Source organism: Rhizobium sp. SVR5-9E (assembly GCF_056755095.1).
The window spans coordinates 1-19,015 of sequence record NZ_JBNDHS010000020.1; the positions used below are offsets into that span (position 1 = coordinate 1).

The 19,015-nt window shown below is 59.2% G+C and carries 21 protein-coding genes and 3 pseudogenes; 13 read left to right on the plus strand and 11 right to left on the minus strand.

What is annotated here, in order from left to right:
* Positions 1-481: 481 nt before the first annotated feature.
* A complete protein-coding gene (locus ACPYOJ_RS12060) occupies positions 482-697 on the minus strand; it encodes a hypothetical protein (protein WP_481416462.1) in 216 nt (71 codons plus the stop codon).
* Between the two features lie 270 nt (positions 698-967).
* On the opposite strand from ACPYOJ_RS12060, the gene ACPYOJ_RS12065 reads away from it, so the two are divergent.
* From ACPYOJ_RS12065 to ACPYOJ_RS12075, 3 genes are all read left to right on the plus strand, one after another.
* Positions 968-1,417, plus strand: a complete 450-nt coding sequence (locus ACPYOJ_RS12065; RefSeq protein WP_481416463.1) for a hypothetical protein — start codon at positions 968-970, stop codon at positions 1,415-1,417.
* A complete protein-coding gene (locus tag ACPYOJ_RS12070) occupies positions 1,380-1,685 on the plus strand; it encodes a winged helix-turn-helix domain-containing protein (protein WP_481416464.1) in 306 nt (101 codons plus the stop codon). The genes ACPYOJ_RS12065 and ACPYOJ_RS12070 overlap by 38 nt, the downstream gene beginning before the upstream one ends.
* 120 nt (positions 1,686-1,805) lie before the next feature.
* Entirely contained in the window at positions 1,806-3,044 is a 1,239-nt protein-coding gene (locus tag ACPYOJ_RS12075; protein ID WP_481416465.1) for an aminotransferase class I/II-fold pyridoxal phosphate-dependent enzyme, read from the plus strand.
* 43 nt (positions 3,045-3,087) lie between these two features.
* Here the strand turns inward: ACPYOJ_RS12075 and ACPYOJ_RS12080 are convergent, their stop codons facing one another.
* Both ACPYOJ_RS12080 and ACPYOJ_RS12085 read right to left on the minus strand, forming a co-directional pair.
* On the minus strand, positions 3,088-3,444 hold the full coding sequence (locus ACPYOJ_RS12080; RefSeq protein WP_481416466.1) for a response regulator: 357 nt from the start codon (positions 3,442-3,444) through the stop codon (positions 3,088-3,090).
* 26 nt (positions 3,445-3,470) lie between these two features.
* Positions 3,471-4,913, minus strand: coding sequence for a DUF7125 family protein (locus ACPYOJ_RS12085; RefSeq protein ID WP_481416467.1), 1,443 nt, complete (start codon positions 4,911-4,913; stop codon positions 3,471-3,473).
* Positions 4,914-5,069: 156 nt separating this feature from the next.
* On the opposite strand from ACPYOJ_RS12085, the gene ACPYOJ_RS12090 reads away from it, so the two are divergent.
* From ACPYOJ_RS12090 to ACPYOJ_RS12105, 4 genes and pseudogenes are all read left to right on the plus strand, one after another.
* On the plus strand, positions 5,070-6,149 hold the full coding sequence (locus ACPYOJ_RS12090; protein ID WP_481416468.1) for a PAS domain S-box protein: 1,080 nt from the start codon (positions 5,070-5,072) through the stop codon (positions 6,147-6,149).
* 234 nt (positions 6,150-6,383) lie between these two features.
* Positions 6,384-6,593 carry a cold-shock protein gene (locus tag ACPYOJ_RS12095; protein WP_481416469.1) on the plus strand — a complete coding sequence of 70 codons (210 nt, stop codon included), beginning with the start codon at positions 6,384-6,386 and terminating at the stop codon, positions 6,591-6,593.
* A gap of 247 nt (positions 6,594-6,840) precedes the next feature.
* Positions 6,841-7,155 carry a hypothetical protein gene (locus tag ACPYOJ_RS12100; RefSeq protein ID WP_168833165.1) on the plus strand — a complete coding sequence of 105 codons (315 nt, stop codon included), beginning with the start codon at positions 6,841-6,843 and terminating at the stop codon, positions 7,153-7,155.
* A 65-nt stretch (positions 7,156-7,220) separates the two neighbouring features.
* Positions 7,221-7,505 (plus strand): annotated as a pseudogene (locus tag ACPYOJ_RS12105) (YkgJ family cysteine cluster protein); the annotation flags it as partial.
* A gap of 32 nt (positions 7,506-7,537) precedes the next feature.
* Here the strand turns inward: ACPYOJ_RS12105 and ACPYOJ_RS12110 are convergent.
* From ACPYOJ_RS12110 to ACPYOJ_RS12120, 3 genes and pseudogenes are all read right to left on the minus strand, one after another.
* Positions 7,538-8,536, minus strand: a pseudogene (locus ACPYOJ_RS12110) (site-specific integrase).
* Positions 8,533-8,793, minus strand: coding sequence for a DUF982 domain-containing protein (locus ACPYOJ_RS12115; protein WP_481416470.1), 261 nt, complete (start codon positions 8,791-8,793; stop codon positions 8,533-8,535). Before ACPYOJ_RS12115 ends, ACPYOJ_RS12110 begins: the two are co-directional and overlap by 4 nt.
* Before the next feature lie 83 nt (positions 8,794-8,876).
* The gene (locus ACPYOJ_RS12120; RefSeq protein ID WP_481416519.1) at positions 8,877-9,128 is read right to left on the minus strand and encodes a DUF982 domain-containing protein; all 252 of its coding nucleotides are present in this window, start codon (positions 9,126-9,128) and stop codon (positions 8,877-8,879) included.
* A 274-nt stretch (positions 9,129-9,402) separates the two neighbouring features.
* On the opposite strand from ACPYOJ_RS12120, the gene ACPYOJ_RS12125 reads away from it, so the two are divergent.
* The 3 genes from ACPYOJ_RS12125 (at position 9,403) to ACPYOJ_RS12135 (ending at position 10,847) form a co-directional block, all read left to right on the plus strand.
* Positions 9,403-9,606, plus strand: a complete 204-nt coding sequence (locus ACPYOJ_RS12125) for a response regulator transcription factor (protein ID WP_281408129.1) — start codon at positions 9,403-9,405, stop codon at positions 9,604-9,606.
* Between the two features lie 506 nt (positions 9,607-10,112).
* The gene (locus ACPYOJ_RS12130) at positions 10,113-10,364 is read left to right on the plus strand and encodes a hypothetical protein (RefSeq protein WP_481416471.1); all 252 of its coding nucleotides are present in this window, start codon (positions 10,113-10,115) and stop codon (positions 10,362-10,364) included.
* Between the two features lie 159 nt (positions 10,365-10,523).
* Complete coding sequence (locus ACPYOJ_RS12135) at positions 10,524-10,847, plus strand: hypothetical protein (protein WP_481416472.1); 324 nt, start codon at positions 10,524-10,526, stop codon at positions 10,845-10,847.
* A 544-nt stretch (positions 10,848-11,391) separates the two neighbouring features.
* Here the strand turns inward: ACPYOJ_RS12135 and ACPYOJ_RS12140 are convergent.
* Positions 11,392-11,610 carry a hypothetical protein gene (locus ACPYOJ_RS12140; protein WP_481416473.1) on the minus strand — a complete coding sequence of 73 codons (219 nt, stop codon included), beginning with the start codon at positions 11,608-11,610 and terminating at the stop codon, positions 11,392-11,394.
* Positions 11,611-12,284: 674 nt separating this feature from the next.
* Between ACPYOJ_RS12140 and ACPYOJ_RS12145 the strand changes: the two genes are divergently transcribed.
* Entirely contained in the window at positions 12,285-12,536 is a 252-nt protein-coding gene (locus ACPYOJ_RS12145) for a glycosyl hydrolase 108 family protein (protein ID WP_481416474.1), read from the plus strand.
* 929 nt (positions 12,537-13,465) lie between these two features.
* Positions 13,466-13,567, plus strand: a pseudogene (locus ACPYOJ_RS12150) (transposase); the annotation flags it as partial.
* Positions 13,568-14,106: 539 nt separating this feature from the next.
* Here ACPYOJ_RS12150 and ACPYOJ_RS12155 read toward each other — a convergent pair.
* The 4 genes from ACPYOJ_RS12155 to ACPYOJ_RS12170 all read right to left on the minus strand — a co-directional run bounded on the left by ACPYOJ_RS12155 (position 14,107) and on the right by ACPYOJ_RS12170 (position 18,024).
* Positions 14,107-15,132 (minus strand): extracellular solute-binding protein, encoded by a 1,026-nt coding sequence (locus tag ACPYOJ_RS12155; RefSeq protein WP_481416520.1) that lies wholly within the window; start codon positions 15,130-15,132, stop codon positions 14,107-14,109.
* A gap of 66 nt (positions 15,133-15,198) precedes the next feature.
* Entirely contained in the window at positions 15,199-15,984 is a 786-nt protein-coding gene (locus ACPYOJ_RS12160) for an ABC transporter permease (RefSeq protein WP_481416521.1), read from the minus strand.
* A 34-nt stretch (positions 15,985-16,018) separates the two neighbouring features.
* Complete coding sequence (locus ACPYOJ_RS12165) at positions 16,019-16,918, minus strand: ABC transporter permease (RefSeq protein WP_481416522.1); 900 nt, start codon at positions 16,916-16,918, stop codon at positions 16,019-16,021.
* Between the two features lie 8 nt (positions 16,919-16,926).
* Entirely contained in the window at positions 16,927-18,024 is a 1,098-nt protein-coding gene (locus ACPYOJ_RS12170) for an ABC transporter ATP-binding protein (protein ID WP_481416475.1), read from the minus strand.
* A gap of 212 nt (positions 18,025-18,236) precedes the next feature.
* On the opposite strand from ACPYOJ_RS12170, the gene ACPYOJ_RS12175 reads away from it, so the two are divergent.
* A complete protein-coding gene (locus ACPYOJ_RS12175; RefSeq protein WP_481416476.1) occupies positions 18,237-18,947 on the plus strand; it encodes a GntR family transcriptional regulator in 711 nt (236 codons plus the stop codon).
* Positions 18,948-19,015 lie beyond the last annotated feature (68 nt).

Here is a 19,015-nt window from a genome sequence, read left to right on the forward strand (position 1 = left end):
AGCTTCGCGAGCCGGGCTTCCGCCTGCTGCGACCGCTCCAACAGACCGGACACCAGACTGCGCAACGCATTCAGCGAAAGCGTGTCGGCATGCTCGGGGGAGGGGAGCCGCTTCTTCATGACAGAATCGAATCATGATTTGCCCCGGCAAGAGAATCCCCGGGCTAGCAATCAACTCTCAAAGCGCAGGGTTATGCACACTTCTATGCTCTCTCACTGAAACGCTGCCACCGATTTTGCCCCACGTACTCGCTGATGCAAGGAGCGGGGGAGGGGAGGGGACGGACCAAGCCGCGCCCGGGCGGTGGGCGCCCCGGCGCGCGTCTGCCAACCGGGTTTGAATATTCCGTGATCGGTTTAGCGGCGGCTCGCGTGTCGTCAGCGATAGTCTCGCGGTCGTGCGGCTTCGCTTTCGCCTCCCACGGTAAGTGATGCCGGTACCTCTTTTACATGCTCCCTGCCGCGACGTCGGGGAGGGCTGATCAGCCGTCATGACCGAGATGATGAAAGACGCGTAGCCAGAACGAATAGTCCGAGCTTCGCCCGTTGCCGCGCGCATGAATCGCGCACCACGCGACTGCGGTTTTGGCGTTATGTCCATAGACCAGGCGGGCAGCACCAGCCGCCGCGTCCACAGAAATGCCTTCAGACTCCGCAGCGTCCAGCCGGCCGGCCAGCGCATCAATCGGATTTTGCATCGACGATGTCCTGTCACCGTCCAGCGCGAGTTGATCATGATTGGATGCCGGACGTTGAAACCGCAATGGGCCACGATCACGTGCCGTCCTCTGGCAGCCTCTCAGGCTCGTCGTCCTTCGATGCAGGCTAATTTTATTATGTTACAACAAAAAACGCAGCGCAAGCCTTCATAAATCCCGTATTACGTGTTTTAATGCACCTATATGGAGGAATTGCTGGCCGTAAGTTGTTGCTGTCGGCCCGCACACGCTAACCGTTGTGACAGCAAAATGTCTTTTCAAGCCAAGATTCCCACGAGTCTCATACAGACCGGCATTGCAATCCTCTCGGAAGATGCCGACTACTACCTGATGCTCTCGCACGTGCTCGCCACCGACGGTTATCCCGCGCTTCTCGCCGACGGCGTCGAGGCTGCGATCGCCTTGATCGCCGAAGGGAAAGTCGCTGCAGTGCTCGTCGATTGCCAGCCGGGATCGGCTGTTCTTTCCGAGCTTTCCTCGCGCGTCAGACAGGAGAGCCTCCCAGGCAATGTGCCCATCATTGCGCTGGTGGCAGGCGGCGTGCCCTTTATCGACGTGTTGAAATCGGGCGCCGATGAAAACTTCATCCGACCCCTGAAACCCTCAAGGCTTCTCTCCTACCTTCATTCGCGGCTGGGGGGAGGGGACTGGGGCGGACCCTTTGTCCACACCACCGCCGCATCCCGGCCTTCGGCTTGACCCCGACACACGCCAGGCTTTCGTAGATGGCAGCCCGGTCGGCCTCAGCCCCATTGAGTTCCGCATCCTGTCGGCCTTGATGACGACGCCGGGGCGGGTTTTTGCAAGGCTCGATCTTATCGAGGCTGTCTGGCCGGCCGGCAATTTCGTCGATCCGCGCACGGTCGACGTACATGTGGCGCGTCTTCGCCGGTCGCTGCAGAAGGCCCTTGGGCGCGACATCATCCGGACGGTTCGCGGCGAGGGCTATGCCGTCAAGACGACGTAACACCGTCACATTCGCGTGGCGGCCGTCACGCAATCTTATCGAAATCTTCGTCCAGGCTTCGTTGTATGAAGTGGTCACTCCTCCTTACGCTTGAACCGTTTGGTGCGGGAGGAGGATCCCATGCAGAATGAGAAGCAGCGTGACGAACGGCCTTCGCGATATCGCAATACGGCAGCCCTCATCCAGACGTCGGCGCCGCATTTCGCCGCCGCCCATCTCAACGGTCTGATGGCACTTTATGTCAGGCCGCTGAAAGGACGGCGGGTCGAGATCGGCGTGCCCAACGGCAAGTCGCGGGAGGTGACCGATTTCGTGCGCTGTTCCTATCTCGGCCTCGACAATCATACAGCGATCACCACCGGTGCTGCGGCGCTGGTCATGCATTATGGCGCGCTTCACTGGTCCTGCGCGCGAACCAGGTTGAACTTTGCAGCCCTTGGCGAACTGGAGGAGGCGCTCTCAGACCTCTTTGATGCGCGCGTGATCACCTATTCGACCGTGCTCGCCGCCAATATGAGCGCCTTGCCACTGATTGCTTCGGGGGCGCTGACGGAGGGTGTGAAGCCGGTCATGGTCTTCGACCGCCTGGCGCACGCAACGCTTGCCTATCACAAGCCGGTCGTCGCCGAGGAAGCCGATGTGCGCACCATATCTCACAACAACCTTGCGGATCTGGAGGAGATCTGCCAGGCGCATCCCTGTGTCGCCTTCATTTGCGACGGCGTTTATTCCATGGGCGGAAGCGCTCCGGTGGCCGCACTCCTCGAATTGCAACGGCGCTATGGTCTGTTCCTCTACATCGATGATGCGCATGGCATCTCGATCTTCGGCGAGAAGGGCGCAGGCTATGCCCGCTCGCAGATACCGCATGGGCTCGGTGACCGCACGATCATCGCAGCCTCCCTCGGTAAAGGCTTCGGCGCATCCGGTGGCATGCTGATGCTCGGCACAAGCGAGCACGAGGAGATCTTTCGCCGTTTCGCGCTCGCCCATGCGTTTTCGGCTTCGATCAATGTTGCTGCAATCGGAGCGGCGGCGGCCTCAGAAAGGCTCCATCGCACGGAAGAACTCGGGCTGCGGCAGCGGAGACTTGCTGCAAACATTGCGCTTTTCGATGAACTGGTGCCGACGGCCCAGGCGGGATCGCCGCTGCCGATCCGGACGGTCGTCATTGGCGAAGAGCTGGCGGCAATCGGCGCGGCAAGGCTCGTCCTCGATGCCGGAAGTTATGTCTCGGCGATTTTCTTCCCAACTGTGGCCTCCGGTCGAGCCGGCTTGCGAATTTGCCCGACCGCCGATCACACCGTGGATGAGATTCGCGCGCTTGCAGCAGCAGTTAACGGCGCGTTGGAGCGGTAGGGAGCCGGCGAGGGATCTGGCCGACGGGGCCAAGGATCCGCCATCAAGACAGGAGGCGGGATACGGTCTCGATCAGCTTCTCTTCATTGTAGGGTTTGTCCAGTACGGCATCGAAGACGTTTGGATGAGCTCGACCGATACCGCCCTGCGCGCCGGTGACCAAAACGATAGGGATGTGGGCGAGGTCTTTATCTTCCCTCATCGTCTTTGCGAGCTCAAGGCCCGTCATCAGCGGCATCATAAAATCCGTTACCACAAGCGCTGGGTTCTTTTCACGCACCAGAGCAAGGGCTGCCCTTCCATGAGGAGCCGACGCTACTTCGTAACCGGCATCCTCCAGCATCATGACGAGCACGTCGGCAATCAGGAATTCATCCTCGGCGATCACGATCAGCGGCATCCAGCTCCTGCTTCCTCTTCAAAATGCTAGAGTCCGACCGGTTTTGCCAATCCCGTCGTCGCGCCGGAGACAGGCTCCAGCGGCGGTCCAACCAACAGTCCTTTCGACCCGAAGCCGATTTCGCGGATCACCGGTTCGTAAGCTCTATCTCTCACCTTCAGCACCGAAATGGTCCGTACGAAGCGAGAGCTGATCTCTACATGGCGCAGCATCACCAGATTATCCAGGAGGCTGGAGATTTCCGATCCCGGCGCCATGACGCTCGGGCCAAAAAGCTCGCGCAATTCCCAGGTCGCAATAGCCGTAACGCCAAGCGCCCGTAGTTCGTTCGTAAGCGCCGCAAAAAATTCCACCAGGCGCGGCGGGTAGATTGCGGCGCGTTCGAAACCACCCAGTCCGTCGATCAGCAAACGCTTGGTACGCTGTGCCCTTACTTCGTCGAGTAGCCGATGCCCGAGCTTGTCGAGAAGGTTTTCGGTCATCGGATTCCAGATGACCTTCAAGGTGCCCGCTTTCACCGGCTTATCCAGATCCAGCCCAAGCGCGCGGGCCTTGCTCATCAGCCGTTCAGGGGTTTCGTAGAAGCCGAAATGCAGCGCCGGCTCTTCCTCGCTGGCGCGCGCCAGGAAATTCAGACCAAGTGAAGTCTTGCCGCAGCCGGAGGGACCAAAAACGAGCGTAACAGAACCGTCCTGCAGACCGCCGCCCACCATTGCGTCCATGCCTTCAGTTCCCGAAGTCAGCACCTCAGACGCAGCCTGATCGGGAACGCTTGATGTTGCGAGTGCTGCTTCAAGCCGCGGATAGACAACGATCCCAGCTGAAGTGATCTCGAACTGATGATGACCGCCTAAAGCGGCACTTCCTCTGGATTTCCTGACTTGCAGCCGTCTTACGGAGCGCACCCCGACCAGCTCATTATGTAGGTCTATGACCCCATCCACCATCGTATGCTCAGGGCTATCTTCGGCAACGCGTGTACTGGTCAAGAAAAGGACGGAGCAGCCAACGAACGCCGCCTGACTTTGCACCTCGGCAACGAAAGTCTTGACGTCGATATCTGTGTCTGCACGATCGTGTGCGTTCAGCAGGCCGTCAAAGACCAAAAGGGTTGCCCCCTGTCGCGCGATCTCCTCCCGGATCAGCTTTACTACGGCCGACAGACCCTCGTCCCTTAGCGTCTGAAAGACGCTGACGTAGGACACCTTCGTGCCGAGTTTTTCCCGGTCAAAAAAATCGAGGGTTCCGAGAGCCTGAAAAAGACGCTCATGGGTTTCTGCCAACAGGGTCACATAGAGAACCGACCTGCCGCTGGAAATGCTCGCGAACGCGACCTGATTGGCAAAGATCGTCTTGCCTGCGCCTGGATGGCCCTGCACGATGTATGAGGCGCCCTCGACCAATCCTCCTTTGAGGATCGTGTCCAGGCCTGCGATTCCCGTCGTCAGTCGTGGAAGTGTTTGTGTCAAAGAGGCCGTCCCGTCTCGCTGTGTTAGCCGCACCGTAGGATCGTCACGCGAATTTGCAACCGTTTATCGCCTTAGGGGTTTCTTCATCGAGAATAGGCGTTATGGTCTTCAGACTACTCTTGCGTCAAAATTGCAGTCCCTGAGGGAATGGACCGTATGCCAGCTCTCGACGACCAGCCGCATTTACCAGACTTCGAAGGCAGGTTTCTCGAACTCGAGGAAACCGTAAAAGCTGCACGTCCCGGCCATGACGCGGCAGCTTTCCTCGCTGCCATCGTCGAGTCATCTGAAGATGCCATTATCAGCAAGAGCCTCACCGGCACCATTACCACCTGGAACAAAGCGGCCGAAAGGCTCTTTGGCTATAACGTCGGCGAGGCCGTCGGTCAGCCTGTAACGATGCTCATCCCCGAGGATCGGCTCGACGAAGAGCCCGGCATCCTGGCGCGGATTCGCGCCGGCGAGCGGATCCAACATTTTGAGACGATCCGCCGGCGGAAGGACGGAACACTGATCGACGTCTCTCTGACAATTTCCCCGATCAGAGATCGCAAAGGTAGAATCATCGGTGCATCCAAGATCGCGCGCGACATCTCGGAGCGAAGGCGTGCCGCAGAGCATCAGGATCTGTTGCTGCGGGAAATGCACCACCGCGTGAAAAACCTGTTCGCCATCACGAGTAGCATCATCACGCTGGCGGCGCGCAATGCCAGTTCGGCCGCCGCGCTGGCAGCAGACATGAAGGACCGGCTGGTGGCCCTTTCGCGTGCTCATGAGATGACCCTGCCGAGCTTCACCGGTGACGATGCGTTTCGCGAGAGGCCTGCGACGTTGTTTCAACTGTTGTCGAGTATCCTGAAGCCGTTCGCGGAAGAAGATGGCAGCCGATGGACGCTAACGGGTGAAGACATTGAGGTTCCGAAAGAGCACGTCACCAACTTAGCTCTCCTTTTCCACGAGCTCGCGACCAACGCTGCCAAGTACGGAGCGCTGTCGGTACCGGGGGGCAGGCTGGAGATTCAGGCTGTTTCGGAAGCTGAGACGTTCCATCTGCTCTGGAAGGAGATCAACGGGCCTGACCAGCCCGCTGCTCCAGGTCACCAGACGGGTTTCGGAACCAGACTAGAGGCAATGGTTACGCGCACTCTGCAGGGCGAGATCATACGGGAATTGCGGCCGGAGGGCCTCCGCCTCTCCCTGAAGGCTCCTGCAGGGTTTCTGACGAACCCTCAATAGTCGGTCCAAGAGCCCAAAGCTTCTACGCAGGGTCGCAGCCACACTAATACCACCAAAATGTAAGGTTGACCCCAGTGAGCCCGTGGCCTACTAAGCACTGTCGATACTTTGTTTGCCGATCTTTGCTTTTGCGAGCGCCTCGCGCCTCTTGATCATCTTTCCCTCTCAAAAGTCGAAACAACCGCCGTGCGTCGCCCGGCGGGCAGATCAATCTTTGCTATGGAAGGGTTCGTTATGACCACTGGCACAGTTAAATGGTTCAATGCCACCAAGGGCTTCGGCTTCATTCAGCCTGACGACGGCAGCGCCGACGTTTTCGTTCACATCTCCGCCGTCGAGCGCGCCGGCATGAGCTCGATCGTTGAAGGCCAGAAGCTCGGCTTCCAGCTGGAGCAGGATCGCAAATCCGGCAAGATGTCTGCAGGCCAGCTTCAGGCCGCTTAAATTTCAAGCCTTCCATGACCACGGATGTACTGGCATGGCGGGTAAAGCATTGAAGGCCAGGCTGACGTCTGGCCTTTTCCGTCTGAACTTTGTGGCCGATGAGTCCTAGCAGACGGGCGATCGTTACCTGCGGCACGAAGACGCGCTCCGGTCCAGGTTGGTTCCATATCTGGAAAACCGCTGCATAAGACCGGATAGCCCTTGTCGCGGACATTGGCCGCGAGCGTTTCCCATAAGAGGTACTGAGATGAACAGCACCACCATAGCCGCACCGACGGCCGAGTTGACGCCAACCCAAATAAGGGGGTTGAAACTTGCGAAGGACGGCGACCTTTATCCTCAAGATGCAAAAAGGTGGACGCATCTCAATGCCACCGTCACCTATGCAAGGTCTGACCGCTTCAAGGAACGCCCGATCAAGGTAAAGTTCATAACGGCCGCCACTTTGGAGCAGCTCCGAGAGCAGGGGTTGGTGCGCGGCCTTAATCCCGACGTCAGCACCGCGGATTCCGCGCACGCGATAACGATGGCGGGAAAGATGTGGCTGTTGAAGCACAAGTGACACGGCCATCCGGTAGCGGGCATGATGACCGGCCTCGGGATGTCGCGCCTCTCGAGTTCGGATCAGTCGACCTCGACTGTCAGACATGCGGCGCGTGCTGCTCGTATTCGTCGGATTGGCCAAGGTTTACCACGGAAACCGACGAAGCCCTCGAAAGGGTTCCGGCGCATTTCGTCGCCGCAGATCAACGAGGCATGCGCTGCGACGGCTCGCGCTGTTTAGCGCTGCTGGGCCGCGTCGGCGCACAGACATCTTGCCTCGTCTATGAAGTTCGACCCCACGTGTGCCGTGCATGCGTTCCCGGCGATCATGCTTGCATCACAGCGCGAAACGCGTTTGGACTGTCCTAGACGGAGAGTTGCGCAACTCGCTCGTCGACGGCTCACAGCATCCGCGCCTCGCGTCCGCTCCGTCTCTCTACATTGTTATAATAGCTTGAGACTTGTTGCACCGACCGATGGCGCGATTGATCCATGGCCACAAGCAAGGAAAAGTTTCGAATGGCAGCCTCGGTAGGGTAGCCAGACTGTAGACTGTGGGTCGAATAGTCTATGGGATCCAATCCGCCATCGCTGCCCTTTGTTGACGATTGCGTTGATGGCCTGTGGCTCGATGGCCCGCCGCGAGACGGTGTTCCCATTGGTCGATTGCCCGAAACACGATGCATTTCTCGATCTTCGCCGCAAGCAGCCAGCCGTTCAAGGCATCCACGGGGCACCGATCAGGTAGACGACCTCGTCGCGATTGCCCTCGCTGGCCTTAGTGCGGCCGAGATAGATCGAGATCGAAGGCAGCGTCGTGCCGTCCCGGCTCCTCGGCCGTGATCTGTTTCACGGCGGAGAGACGCAATCTCGATGCGGCGCCGGCCACCAGATCCGAAGGCGACCATGAGGATTGTCCGGTCGCGCAGGTCACGCAGGCTGCCGGTGCGGCAGGTTGCGAAGAAACGGGCCAAGACGTCGGCTGTTAGCGCTTTCTTGCTGCTGCGCTGACGGGGTCGGGCGCTGGCCCGAACCGCCAGCCGGATCGCGGACTTCAGCGCAGGGGAGGGAAAGGCACCTTCCAAGCCGCGCCATTTGGTCAGCGTCGCAGAGTGCGCCAGCCGCCGCCTGACCGTCGAGGCCGCATGCTGCCCTGTGGTGCTCAGGAACCGCGGTCACGCAGCGTCTGTTCCACCGCATCTGGCATGCTGTGGTCGGCATCGATCTCGTGCAGCTCCGCGCGCCAGCGATGGTGGGCCGCCAGTCGCGGCCACCGACCATGCTTGCAGGTAGGCAAGGTCCGAGGTCAGCGCCCGGATCAGATGGCGCAGCGTTTCGACGTCGTTGTCGGTCAACAGCTCGGCGAGCTCCTCCCGGCGCTCGCCTGATGGACCGCTCACAAAGCCAAAGAGATTTCTATCGGAACGTTTGCCTCCCGGGCAGCCCCAATGAACGCCTCCCGCGCCTGGTCTGGCGTCGCTATTCCGGCTGCAACATCGGCACAAATTTGAATAGCGTTAGTATAGGCGTTGCCTTCTTTTTGAGGCCATGAGCTCGTAAGGATGTCCACTGCATCTTTGGTCGTGTTGACTGACAGGATCTCGCCAGTTTTGTTGCAGATTACCAAAATGGGTGTGATCCACCGCCTGTTAGTCATGGCCCGAGCCCCCTCAACAGCAGCGATTACGTTACGCACGTACAGCAGGTTCGCAACATCCAAAAATTCGAGGCGCACACGTTTCAGCGCGTAGCGATATGAGCTTCCTGGACCGCCTCCAGAAAGGCAAGGCGGGCTTGAAACGGAGAGAACAATCCTTCACCGGCCCCAGAGCACATCTGAAGTGCACGAAAGAAGGCCGTTCCGCTGGTGGTAGGCCATTCTGTGGTCAAAAGATCGAAGGCTTGCGCGGCGTTGCCGACCATCTTCCATCTGCGGTTTGCTGTCCAATGCAGCAAAACAGCCGATCCCCACGTGTTCTCGGGGATTGTCATTGTACGGGCTTTCTGGTCCGCGTCGTGCAGACAAATACTTAACTGGGCTGAATGAAGGAACTTCAATAGCGTCCGCAAATTAGATTTGGCTTATGCAGTCGCGCCTATCAACGCCATTCGAGCCGCGAGCATGCTGCTCAGCCGTCGAGCCGGAAGGCGAGGAAAGAGGAAAGTCGCGGCTTGTGAGAAAATAACAGCGATGCATTCAATATTAGCTATGAGCGATCTTATATCTAGTCGGAAGAGTGCAGCGTGCAGTTGGAAGAGTCCGAGTTTGAGCGAGTTACATATTACCAAGCGGGAGAGGGAAATCCTCACTCTGATGTGCGACGGCAAGAGCGCACAAGAGATTGCTATGATCCTTGGGTGCTCGGTGCATACCGTTCGAACGCACATCGAATCTCTCAAGGATACCTTCTCCGTCTATAAGGACACGGCGCTCGTGGCGGCAGCTATTCGCAAGGGCGTGATTGAATGACCGCTCCGAGCGAGCATCTCGAAAGCCCAGGCGATCTCCGTGGAATATGGCACTGAAGTCCGTGCCTGCGACCGTGATGCCGGCCAAGTTCTGCGCGTCAGTGTCACGAATGCCTCCTTTTGTTGTGGGCACGGCTCCGCTGGGGACCCAGGCTGCCAGAACCGATCTACTTAGTTGCCGCTCAATACGCCCCCTAAGGCGTGGCGGCATCTGCTACCCAATAGGGGAATTTTCTGCGCAACTTGTTATCAACACAATGCGCCTCTAGATGATGGTCATCGGCATTGCTGATTGAGCGCTGGCATGCATCTGTCGCTCGCAAGGCCGCAGTCGCTTTCTGCTTTTGACCACGGATGTACTGGCACTGGTTTGAGATGCGATGTGAGGAAGGTCGGTGCGATTTCGCTCCGGCCTTTTTTGTTTTCTGATCGTCAAAAGCAAAGGGCCGCAAAAAGGTTCGCAAATTGTACTGATCGCCCTACATCCTTCTAAGCAAGGAGAGCGATATGACCTGTCTCATGCATTTTGCAGCTAGCTCGAATGGTGATCGCTGGTTTTTAGGTACTGACGATGTCACCAAGGAGGATTTCGTCCTCCACCGCGGTAACCCCTCCTCCGGAGGGCATGAGACGATATCTGCTGTTGAGGTGTTTCTGAATACGCGCCCCTTCGGTCCAGAGCGCGACGCTTTACTTGCGATGCTTGCAATGCGCGATGATCATAACGCGCCAGACTCTCCTGCACCGTCGGAGCGGTGAGGTTGAGGAATCGCCCACGCTAACCACGCCACCAGCCCGTCCGGGAGCACCGTGGCCGAAATCGGCCTCGCTCTTCCAAGAATGGCGATCAGCCAACCAACGATCATGATGAAACCCGGTTGAGGCGGGTCACGTTGCAATCCTCACGGAGGATTCGCCATGCGTGTGCATTTGGGCGTCATCTATGTTGCACTCCTCGCCGGAAGCGCATCGGCTCAAACGCTGAACACAGATGATTTCGTCTTCGCCAACCAAGCAGCACAGGTCATCGGCGGTGCTGATGCCTGCGGTTATAAGCTTGACGATGAGAAGCTTACCGCGTTCATGGCCAAGATAGCCGACCTCGACGCAACATCGAGAATGCAGTTCACCAATGCCCAAGGCATGCAGGCGCGGGTGATCAATTCGATGATTGAAAAAGAGAAGAAGGCCCAGTGCGCGCTTCAGGCCAAGATGGCCCAAGAGTATGGCATCAGTCGCTGACTATCGAGACGACACGATACCGGCAACGCTTCGGCGCAGCCAGGCTCGTTACTGACAGCCCGTGTGGCGGGTTTTTCTTTTGGAGATGTGAATGCATATCGTCGAGCTGCTGATATACATGCTCGCCGCCCACGGGCGGCCTGCAAGGTGGCATATGCAGTGATGATTTTCGCAGAGCTGAGCTGAGGCGGTGCTCCCAGTAATACGAAATCACTTCGGAAGCCTTGCGATGCAGAGCCTCCGAGGTGGCGTGGAGTAAGGAGATCGGCAGATGTCTCAATCTCTGCTCTCAGATGAGAGCAGAGATTGCAACATCAGCGTCTACGCTTCAACCATTCAAGCTGCCGATCCGCTCAAGGTGCGCTTGTTCGCGCGTTGGAACACCAGGATACCTCCATACCGCTTCGGCCTCACAGTTGCCCTTCCTTTTAGGTTGATGCGGCTTCCGTCTACCATTTCATTCATCTCATCCCCCGAGGGTAAGCCATGCCAGTGCTCAAGACGCAGGGCCTGACATCGACGTCGATCGCGAAGCTGTAGAAAATCAACTATTCAGCTGAGGCAGCGGGCGCATCTCGTCCGCCTTGGCCCTGGCTTCATCGACGTTCTCAGCAGGGAACATCGTAACGAAGTAGTTGTCACCGGGTCGAATTTGCTCCTGCATGTGCTTCTCAAGCGCCTCGGCGTCAGCGCTATTGTCAAAGACATCGTGCAGACGGTTTCGCGTCTCGTCCGTATGAATGGCATAAACGTAAAATCTCATCAGAGCCTCCCTTGCTTGAGAGTGAAATAGGGCGCCGTGACAAGTTTTCAGAATCCTTGGGAGGCGGAGGGAACTCCGCAGCTGGCGATTAAAACATTCGTTGCCGCGTGGCCGGAGATAATCCGGCCGTGACGGGGAAAGACCCAGCATCGGGTCTGGGCCTTGCCGGGTCTCCTTTTGCAGGAGGACGTGCGGCCCGAGGAGGTAGATCGGGATCTGCTGATTCGACCATCGAAATGAACCAGTAAGGTGATAACCGCCGTTTAAGATCCACCGGGCACATTTCGAACCGAGACGATTAGCGGAGTGTGAAGCTGCGCCAGTTTGATAGTCGCGCCTTCGCAAGCACTGTCCGCGCTTCGCGACCGACGAGCAGCATAGTGAAGATCAAAGCAAGCGTGAAGAAATCCCAGAACATTCGCGCACCTCGAAAAATTAAGAAAGAGCGGGCCGCAGCTTAACCACTCACCCCTTGCGGCCGCTCTCTAACGTCCGTGAGGTGCTCAAGACCTACTATCTATATCAGGCGGCAATCTGTCCCGTTATCGCAAGATATCAGGATGAGCAGGCACCCTTCGCGACCGCCTTTCGCCTAACCCAACACAATCTGGAGCTCAACAATTCAGGTCATCGACCCTGCAAAAGAATTCGCACGTTCTCTCGCCAAGGTGCTGGTGAACGAAGGCGGTTACTCCAACAATCCGCAGAACCCCGGCGGCGCAACGATGAACGGCGTGACGCAGCGGGCCTATGACGAAGACCCTCGATACCTGCTTCATGCTTGGGTGCGCATTCCCAAGCCGGCGCCGTTCAACGAATGGCAGGGGACGATCCCCTTTCGTCTTTGGTGCGCATGTGCGCGACAGAGCATCACCGCCATTGCGGACGCCATTCGCCGGACTGGCTCGGCCGTCATCGGGAGATAGTCTGTACGACGAGGGCTCGACTCACGAACCGAACCCCCGTCGTCCTTCATGCCGTAGTGAACCTACGAAAGTCCTACGGCACGTGGAACCTGACGACATCATGATGAAGGGTGTCATCATGTGAACAGGAAGTTCGCCGCCCGATCACTCTTCCAACAAGTCTGGTTCGGTAATGTTCCCAAAGAAAGCCCCGCCGCAGCGGGGCAGGCTACGGGGAAAAGGTGACCACGCGGCACCAGCCGGAGGCTAGTCGGCTGGCGACTGAGGTAAGGAAGACTAGCGCGCGGCCATCCCAATCAACGATCAGCATCAGGGAGCGTTCCCGTTCGATACCGTAAGGACAAAAAGAACCCGCCTGCCTGTGGAGAGTGGATGAGGGGTCAGGTCGCCAGCATTGCTGGCCGGATGCGCTTGCAAGAGAGGCAATGTGCGCAATCCATCGAATCAACGAGTCGAGCGGGCGCTGAGTTCCAGTTCGATCAAGGCATGCCGGTGTTTAGGAGGGTACGACCAAGGCTCGCGCAAAATGTTCAAAAATGACGAGCCCTTGCCGCATTGGACTTCGTAGGGGTGGAGAGATCCCATGGGCCATTAACGGCTTGAGCTTCCCAAAGTCGCGCTGCATGAGCGTGCGATTTTCGAGAGCGTCGAACAGCGCGGTGAAGTGATGCCGGCGTACGAACAGGGCTCGTCTGTGTTGCAAAGAAGGCGAACCCTGTCGCAGACCACGGCACCGGCTATTTAGACCGGGAAAGGGTTGCCGCGGCCAGGCGCTGTAGGTTGCTGTGGGTTGGCGCATCAGCGTCGATAATGAGTTAGGCAGAAAAGGCTGCTCGTCAATGATGAATTGGCGCTACGTTAACAGCGAGTAGCAGCCGGAACCGGCGATGAACCACCTCATGGAACGGCTGGCCGAGAGCGACGACACCTGCAAGCTGCTGATGACGGCACCGGGCGTCGGCCCGATGGTCGCCCTGAGTTTCCGGGCCGGCGTCGACGAACCGGTACGGTTCCGCCGGTCGCGCTCCGTTCCTGTGCGCCCCGAACGGTTTTAAACAAGGTAACCCGCCACGCTCTTCGATACGTCAGCCGAAAAAATAAAAAAATTCTATGCATGCGCGTGCTATAGTGGGCTTGTTAGAAAAATAACCCAAGAAGGAGCTTTACGTGAAATCCAATTTTCCGAACATGACGGGCCGCCATGTGGCAACATTCCTGATTGAAACCTCGCTCATGATAACAGGACTAATCGCGATCCTTATCGTTGGGATACCCATGCTTTAGCGCGCTGACGCGAGGCCCCCTGATTCATTATCCTTGCTTCCCATCAACCCGGCTGCCTCCCCAAACAGTGGTGATAGTCCTCTACCTTCCGGCCGCTACAATCGACCAAAGCCGACGCTCATCGCTAAGATCGATATCGTGCGTGGACTGGCGGGAGGCTTTGGCGCTCGTCGTGTCGGACCCGCCCAGTTTTGCGAGCGCCGGTACCCATGAACGGCAGGACGAAGCCTCAATGGCGGTGCGCAAATGCGGCCGGCCATATGACGCCGGCCGCGCATTCTATCCTCTAGCGGATCCAGGCGTTCCAGCGCTCGAGCATCATGGCTGCGTTGGTGTTGATCCAGTCAGCATCTGGAACGACAATGTGATCGCGCAGATCTTCCTCGCTCGGTTGCGCCGCGCGCGCCGCGGGAGACATGACCGCGATCGCCTTATTGCTTGGCGGTGTGCACAGAAGCTCCTCGCAAACCCGAGCCTGCGCCTCGGGGCTATCCAGCCAGTAGGCGATGAGTTTCAAGGCATTCTCCCGGTTCGGGGCGCCCTTGATCACCGTCAGGCGGTCGCCGACCAGAAAGGATGCCTTGTTGGACCAGCCGACAGCGCGTCCTTCCTCCTTCAGCGCATTGGCACGCGTCAGCCAGATCTCGCCGATTGAGTAGTCGCCATTGCGGAAGCCTTGAACGCTCTGGTCGCCTGTCTTCCACCAGACGGAAATGTCGGCGCGGATGGTTTCGAGCTTCTTGAGCGCCCGGTCGATATCCAAGGGAAACAGCTTGTCCTTCGCTACGCCGTCCGCAAGCAATGCGGCAGCCATGACCCGCCATGGGTCGTCGAAATTGGGAAAGGCCCGCCCTCCCGGAAAGCGCTTCGTGTCCCACATGTCTGCCCAGGTCGCCGGTGCTGCGCCGGAAAAGGCGTCGGACTTGTAGACCATCAGCGTCGCTGTCGAGAAAAGTCGCGCGCCAGCGCCGATACAGGCGTCTCCAACCAGATCGGAGCGGCCCTTGAAAGTCTCGCAGAACCCGCCGAGATCTTCAGAGGTCGCCTTATGGGCATCCGAGCCCGCCTGGATCTCGCCGTCGGGGTAAAGATCCCAGGTCACGTTACCGGTCTTGACCATGGCGGTCGCCTTTGCCCGCATCTCGGCATTGGTCGCGGCGACAGAGACGACCTTGATCCCCGTCTCGGCTGTGAAAGGATCGAACCAGTATTTTCTGAGCGCGGCATCATAGGCGCCGCCCGTGGTCGCAATCACCACCTGCTCTTCGGCGGCGGCCCTTTCCGGCAACAGCACGGCAAGATTGAGAGCCATCGAGAAGGCGGCAAGAAATGTCATTGATCTATGCATGTCTTTCCTCACGTCATGAAAAATGGCCGCCTACTCCTCCCGGCGGCCTCTCAGGAGCTCGACTGATCCCATCAGCAGGAGCGAGATGGCGACCATCATGGTCGAAACTGCTGCAATCACAGGGGTCAGGTTGAAATCGATGTCTTCGAACATCTTGCGGCTGATCGTCTTGCCGCCGGTGTCCGAAATGAAGAAGGCGACCGTCGCCTCGTCGAACGAGGCAAGGAAGGCGAAGACCGCGGCCGCAGCGATTGCAGGGGCAATGACGGGAAAGACGACGCTGAGCAGCGCCCGGGTGCGCGAGGCTCCGCAACTCAGCGCCGCCAGCTCCAGTGACGGGTCGAACCGCTCCAGGGCCGCGCCGACCGTGATCACTACGTAAGGGATCGACAGCACGCTATGGGCGATCAGGAAGCCCGCGAAATTGCCCGTCAGTCCGATCGGTGAGAAGACCAGATAGAGCGCAACGCCGAAGACGACATGCGGGACGATCATCGGCGCCATTGCGAGCGCCTGGATCGCGCCCCGGCCGGGAAGCACGCCCCGCACGATCGCAAGCGACGCAAGTGTCCCGGCGGCGGTCGCGAGCGCGGTCGTCGAGAGCGCGATCTTCAGACTGAAGATCGTCGCTGCCTGCCAGTCCGGATCCGACAGATAGTCGAGATACCACTTGAGCGTCAGGCCGCTCGGCGGCAGCTGGATGTAGGCTGTTGCGTTGAGCGACATCGGGATCACGAGAAGCGTCGGCAACAGCAGGAAGAACAGGATGCTGCCGGTTCCAAGGCCGGCTGCAAGCCGACCAGCGGCGCGCAACAAAGGATGGGTCGGGCTCGAAGAGGTGACTGGAAAATCAGGCGACACTGCTCAATCCTTTGCTGATCGAAAGCGCACGGCGGAAGATGGCGACGGCCAAAAGCGTGACCAGGAGAAGCACACTCGAAAGGGCGGCCGCAAACGGCCAGTCGAGGACGACTGTGGTCTGCTGGGCGATCAGTGTCGCCATGGTCATCGCCTCCGGCCCGCCGACGAGGGCCGGGGTGATGTAGAAGCCGATCGCCAGGATGAAGCACATGACGCTTCCGGCGAACACGCCGGGAAGCGATAGCGGCAGCGTGACGCGCAGGAAGCACGTGGCCGGGCCGGCTCCAAGGCTGCGGGCCGCCCTCGCATAGTCGGGCGGGATCGAGCGCAGTGCATTGGCGATCGGAAGGATCATGAAGGGCATCAGCACATGGGTCATCGCCAGGATCACCGCGCCGTCCGTGTAGAGCAGCTTCAGCGGCGAGGAAACAAAACCGCTCTCGGTGAGGAGCACGTTGACGAGGCCGCTTCTTTGCAGGAGCACGATCCAGGCATAGGAGCGCACGAGGACCGAGGTCCAGAGCGGAATGAGGACCGCAGCGGCTATGACAAGGGCAATCCGTCCCTTTGCCCGCGCCATCGCGATCGCCACCGGATAGCCGAGAATGAGGCTGAAGACCGTCACCATCGCCGCGGCACCGATCGTGCGCAGCAGGACCCCAAGATAGAGCGGCGTCTCGAAGACGCGCCGGTACTGATCGAGATTGGGCGCGCCGTCGCCGAAGCTGATGAGCACGAGCCTTGCGATCGGGTAGAGGAAGCCGAGGGCGAACAGGCAAAGTAGCGGCAGGATCAGCACAGCCGACAGGGCTGGCCCGTAGCGCCCCGCCGGCGTCACGCGGCGCGTCTTTAACCGTCGGGGGCGGGCGACCTTTCGTGGAACCGGCATGTCCATGCTCACGCTCCCGCCAGTTCGAAGACGTGCAGGTTCCGCGGATCGGCGACGACGTCCACCCGCATGCCCGCTGCAAAGGCGCCCCGGCCTGTCTCGGCCGGCATCTGGATCTGCAGAAGCGGATTGCCGTCGGTCTCGGCGCGCACCAGATGCAGGTCGAAGGCACCGGCAAAAACGCTCGCCTCGAGGGTGCCGGGAATGGAATTCCGCCCGCCCTTTCCGTGCGCCGTAAGCGCCAGCCGCTCCGGACGCATGGCAATCCTGAGACGCGTGCCCGGGCTCAGCGGCTCTTCGACGTCGGCAGCCTGCAAAACGACGGACTCACCAAGCTGAACCAGATGCGCGCCATCACGAATCCCGAGATAGACCGCCTCGGCGAAGCTCATCCGCCCGATGAAATCGGCGACGAAAGGCGTTTGCGGCCGCCCATAAAGCGCAGACGGGCTTCCGGCCTGGACGATCTGGCCGCCCGCCATGACGGCAACGCGGTCCGACATCGTCAGCGCCTCCTCCTGGTCGTGGGTCACATAGATCACGGTGGCGCCCAGCCGCTGCTGCAGCTGCTTGATCTCGAGCTGCAACGCCTCGCGCAGCTTCTTGTCGAGCGCGCCGAGCGGCTCGTCCATCAAGAGTACCGGCGGCTCGAAGACGATGGCGCGGGCAAGCGCGACACGCTGCTGCTGCCCGCCGGACAACTGATGCGGATACCGGTCCGCGAAAGTCGCGAGCTGGACCAGATCGAGAGTTTCGGCAACCCGGCGATCGCGTTCGGCCCGTGCGACCTTCCGCATCTTCAGCGGGAAGGCGACGTTCTCGGCGATCGTCATGTGCGGGAAGAGCGCATAGCGCTGGAAGACCATGCCGATATTGCGGTGGTTCGGCGCAAGTCGGGTGACATCGCGCCCGCCGATGACGATCTGGCCGGAGCTCGGCAGCTCAAAGCCGGCGATCATGGTCAGGAGTGAGGTCTTGCCTGAACCCGATGGCCCGAGGATGGAGACGAACTCGCCGGCCGCCACCTCCAGGGACACGTCCTTGACCGCGCTGAAGGCGCCATACTGCTTGCATGCGTTGATGATATGGACTGGAGCACCGATCAAATTATCTCCTCCTTGGGAATCGTTCGCATGCATCGCAGCCATCCTTTGATACGGTTGGCCAGGTGCTGCCTGTGGGCAGTGCAGGGGCAGCGCACATGCGGCGTTGCGAATGTTCACAATCTCGTTATGCTGTCACATTAAGACGTAATATTGCTGCAATGTTCATTTTGTTGCAACAAAAATTGATGCGTGTCAATGCCTGGGGAGGAAATATGAGGGAAGACACAACCGGAAGTCAGGCCGACCTGGAGGGGTACCAGGGAAGGCTTAGCGACTTCGTCTATGAAGCATTGAAGGAGCAGCTTGCGCGCGGCGCTTACAGTCCCGGCAAGAAGCTTCCAATTCGAACCGTTGCGGAAACGCTGGGCGTCGGCTCTACCCCGGCGCGCGAGGCGATCAATAGGCTGGTCTTCGAGGGTGCGCTCGTCATGTCCGGACCGAAGACGGTGATTGTGCCGCATCTCGATCTGGCCGGCCTGTATGAAGTGACCCAGATGCGGCTCGCGCTTGAGGGCCTGGCGGCCGAAAAGGGAACGGCAAACGCCACCGACGGGACTGTCCAAGTCCTTATGAGCATTCAGAAAAAGATTAATCTCTCGCTCGAGGAGAAGCGCTACCGCGATGCCCTCCACGACAACAAGGAATTCCATTTTACCATCTACCGCCTGTGCGGCATGCCGCACCTCCTGGCAACCATCGAGATCCTCTGGCTACGCGTCGGCTCGTCCTTCCACGATCTCTACCCGGAATTTGCCGAGCAGCGCTATGGTGTTCACAACCACATGGTCGCGATCGAGGGGCTGGCCGACAAGGACGCTTCCGCCGTACGGGCCGCCATCGAGAACGACATCCGGGACGGCTATCGCAGCCTGAAGAGGGCGGCACTTTCGCGCCCCGGCGGAGCGGCTACCCTGGCTGGCTGATTTTTTTGTTGCAACTTTTTCGGCATTGTGATTTTTGTTGTAACAAAATCGCAATGTGTGGACGCATG

What these genes read in the sequence shown, in the direction of transcription:
- ACPYOJ_RS12165 (WP_481416522.1), bottom strand. Translation starts at nt 16,918, where the DNA reads ATGCCGGTTCCACGAAAGGTCGCCCGCCCCCGACGGTTAAAGACGCGC.
- ACPYOJ_RS12115 (WP_481416470.1), bottom strand. Translation starts at nt 8,793, where the DNA reads ATGACTAACAGGCGGTGGATCACACCCATTTTGGTAATCTGCAACAAA.
- ACPYOJ_RS12135 (WP_481416472.1), top strand. Translation starts at nt 10,524, where the DNA reads ATGCGTGTGCATTTGGGCGTCATCTATGTTGCACTCCTCGCCGGAAGC.
- ACPYOJ_RS12155 (WP_481416520.1), bottom strand. Translation starts at nt 15,132, where the DNA reads ATGGCTCTCAATCTTGCCGTGCTGTTGCCGGAAAGGGCCGCCGCCGAA.
- ACPYOJ_RS12080 (WP_481416466.1), bottom strand. Translation starts at nt 3,444, where the DNA reads ATGCCGCTGATCGTGATCGCCGAGGATGAATTCCTGATTGCCGACGTG.
- ACPYOJ_RS12100 (WP_168833165.1), top strand. Translation starts at nt 6,841, where the DNA reads ATGAACAGCACCACCATAGCCGCACCGACGGCCGAGTTGACGCCAACC.
- ACPYOJ_RS12130 (WP_481416471.1), top strand. Translation starts at nt 10,113, where the DNA reads ATGACCTGTCTCATGCATTTTGCAGCTAGCTCGAATGGTGATCGCTGG.
- ACPYOJ_RS12140 (WP_481416473.1), bottom strand. Translation starts at nt 11,610, where the DNA reads ATGAGATTTTACGTTTATGCCATTCATACGGACGAGACGCGAAACCGT.
- ACPYOJ_RS12175 (WP_481416476.1), top strand. Translation starts at nt 18,237, where the DNA reads ATGAGGGAAGACACAACCGGAAGTCAGGCCGACCTGGAGGGGTACCAG.
- ACPYOJ_RS12090 (WP_481416468.1), top strand. Translation starts at nt 5,070, where the DNA reads ATGCCAGCTCTCGACGACCAGCCGCATTTACCAGACTTCGAAGGCAGG.
- ACPYOJ_RS12065 (WP_481416463.1), top strand. Translation starts at nt 968, where the DNA reads ATGTCTTTTCAAGCCAAGATTCCCACGAGTCTCATACAGACCGGCATT.
- ACPYOJ_RS12120 (WP_481416519.1), bottom strand. Translation starts at nt 9,128, where the DNA reads ATGACAATCCCCGAGAACACGTGGGGATCGGCTGTTTTGCTGCATTGG.
- ACPYOJ_RS12075 (WP_481416465.1), top strand. Translation starts at nt 1,806, where the DNA reads ATGCAGAATGAGAAGCAGCGTGACGAACGGCCTTCGCGATATCGCAAT.
- ACPYOJ_RS12095 (WP_481416469.1), top strand. Translation starts at nt 6,384, where the DNA reads ATGACCACTGGCACAGTTAAATGGTTCAATGCCACCAAGGGCTTCGGC.
- ACPYOJ_RS12060 (WP_481416462.1), bottom strand. Translation starts at nt 697, where the DNA reads ATGCAAAATCCGATTGATGCGCTGGCCGGCCGGCTGGACGCTGCGGAG.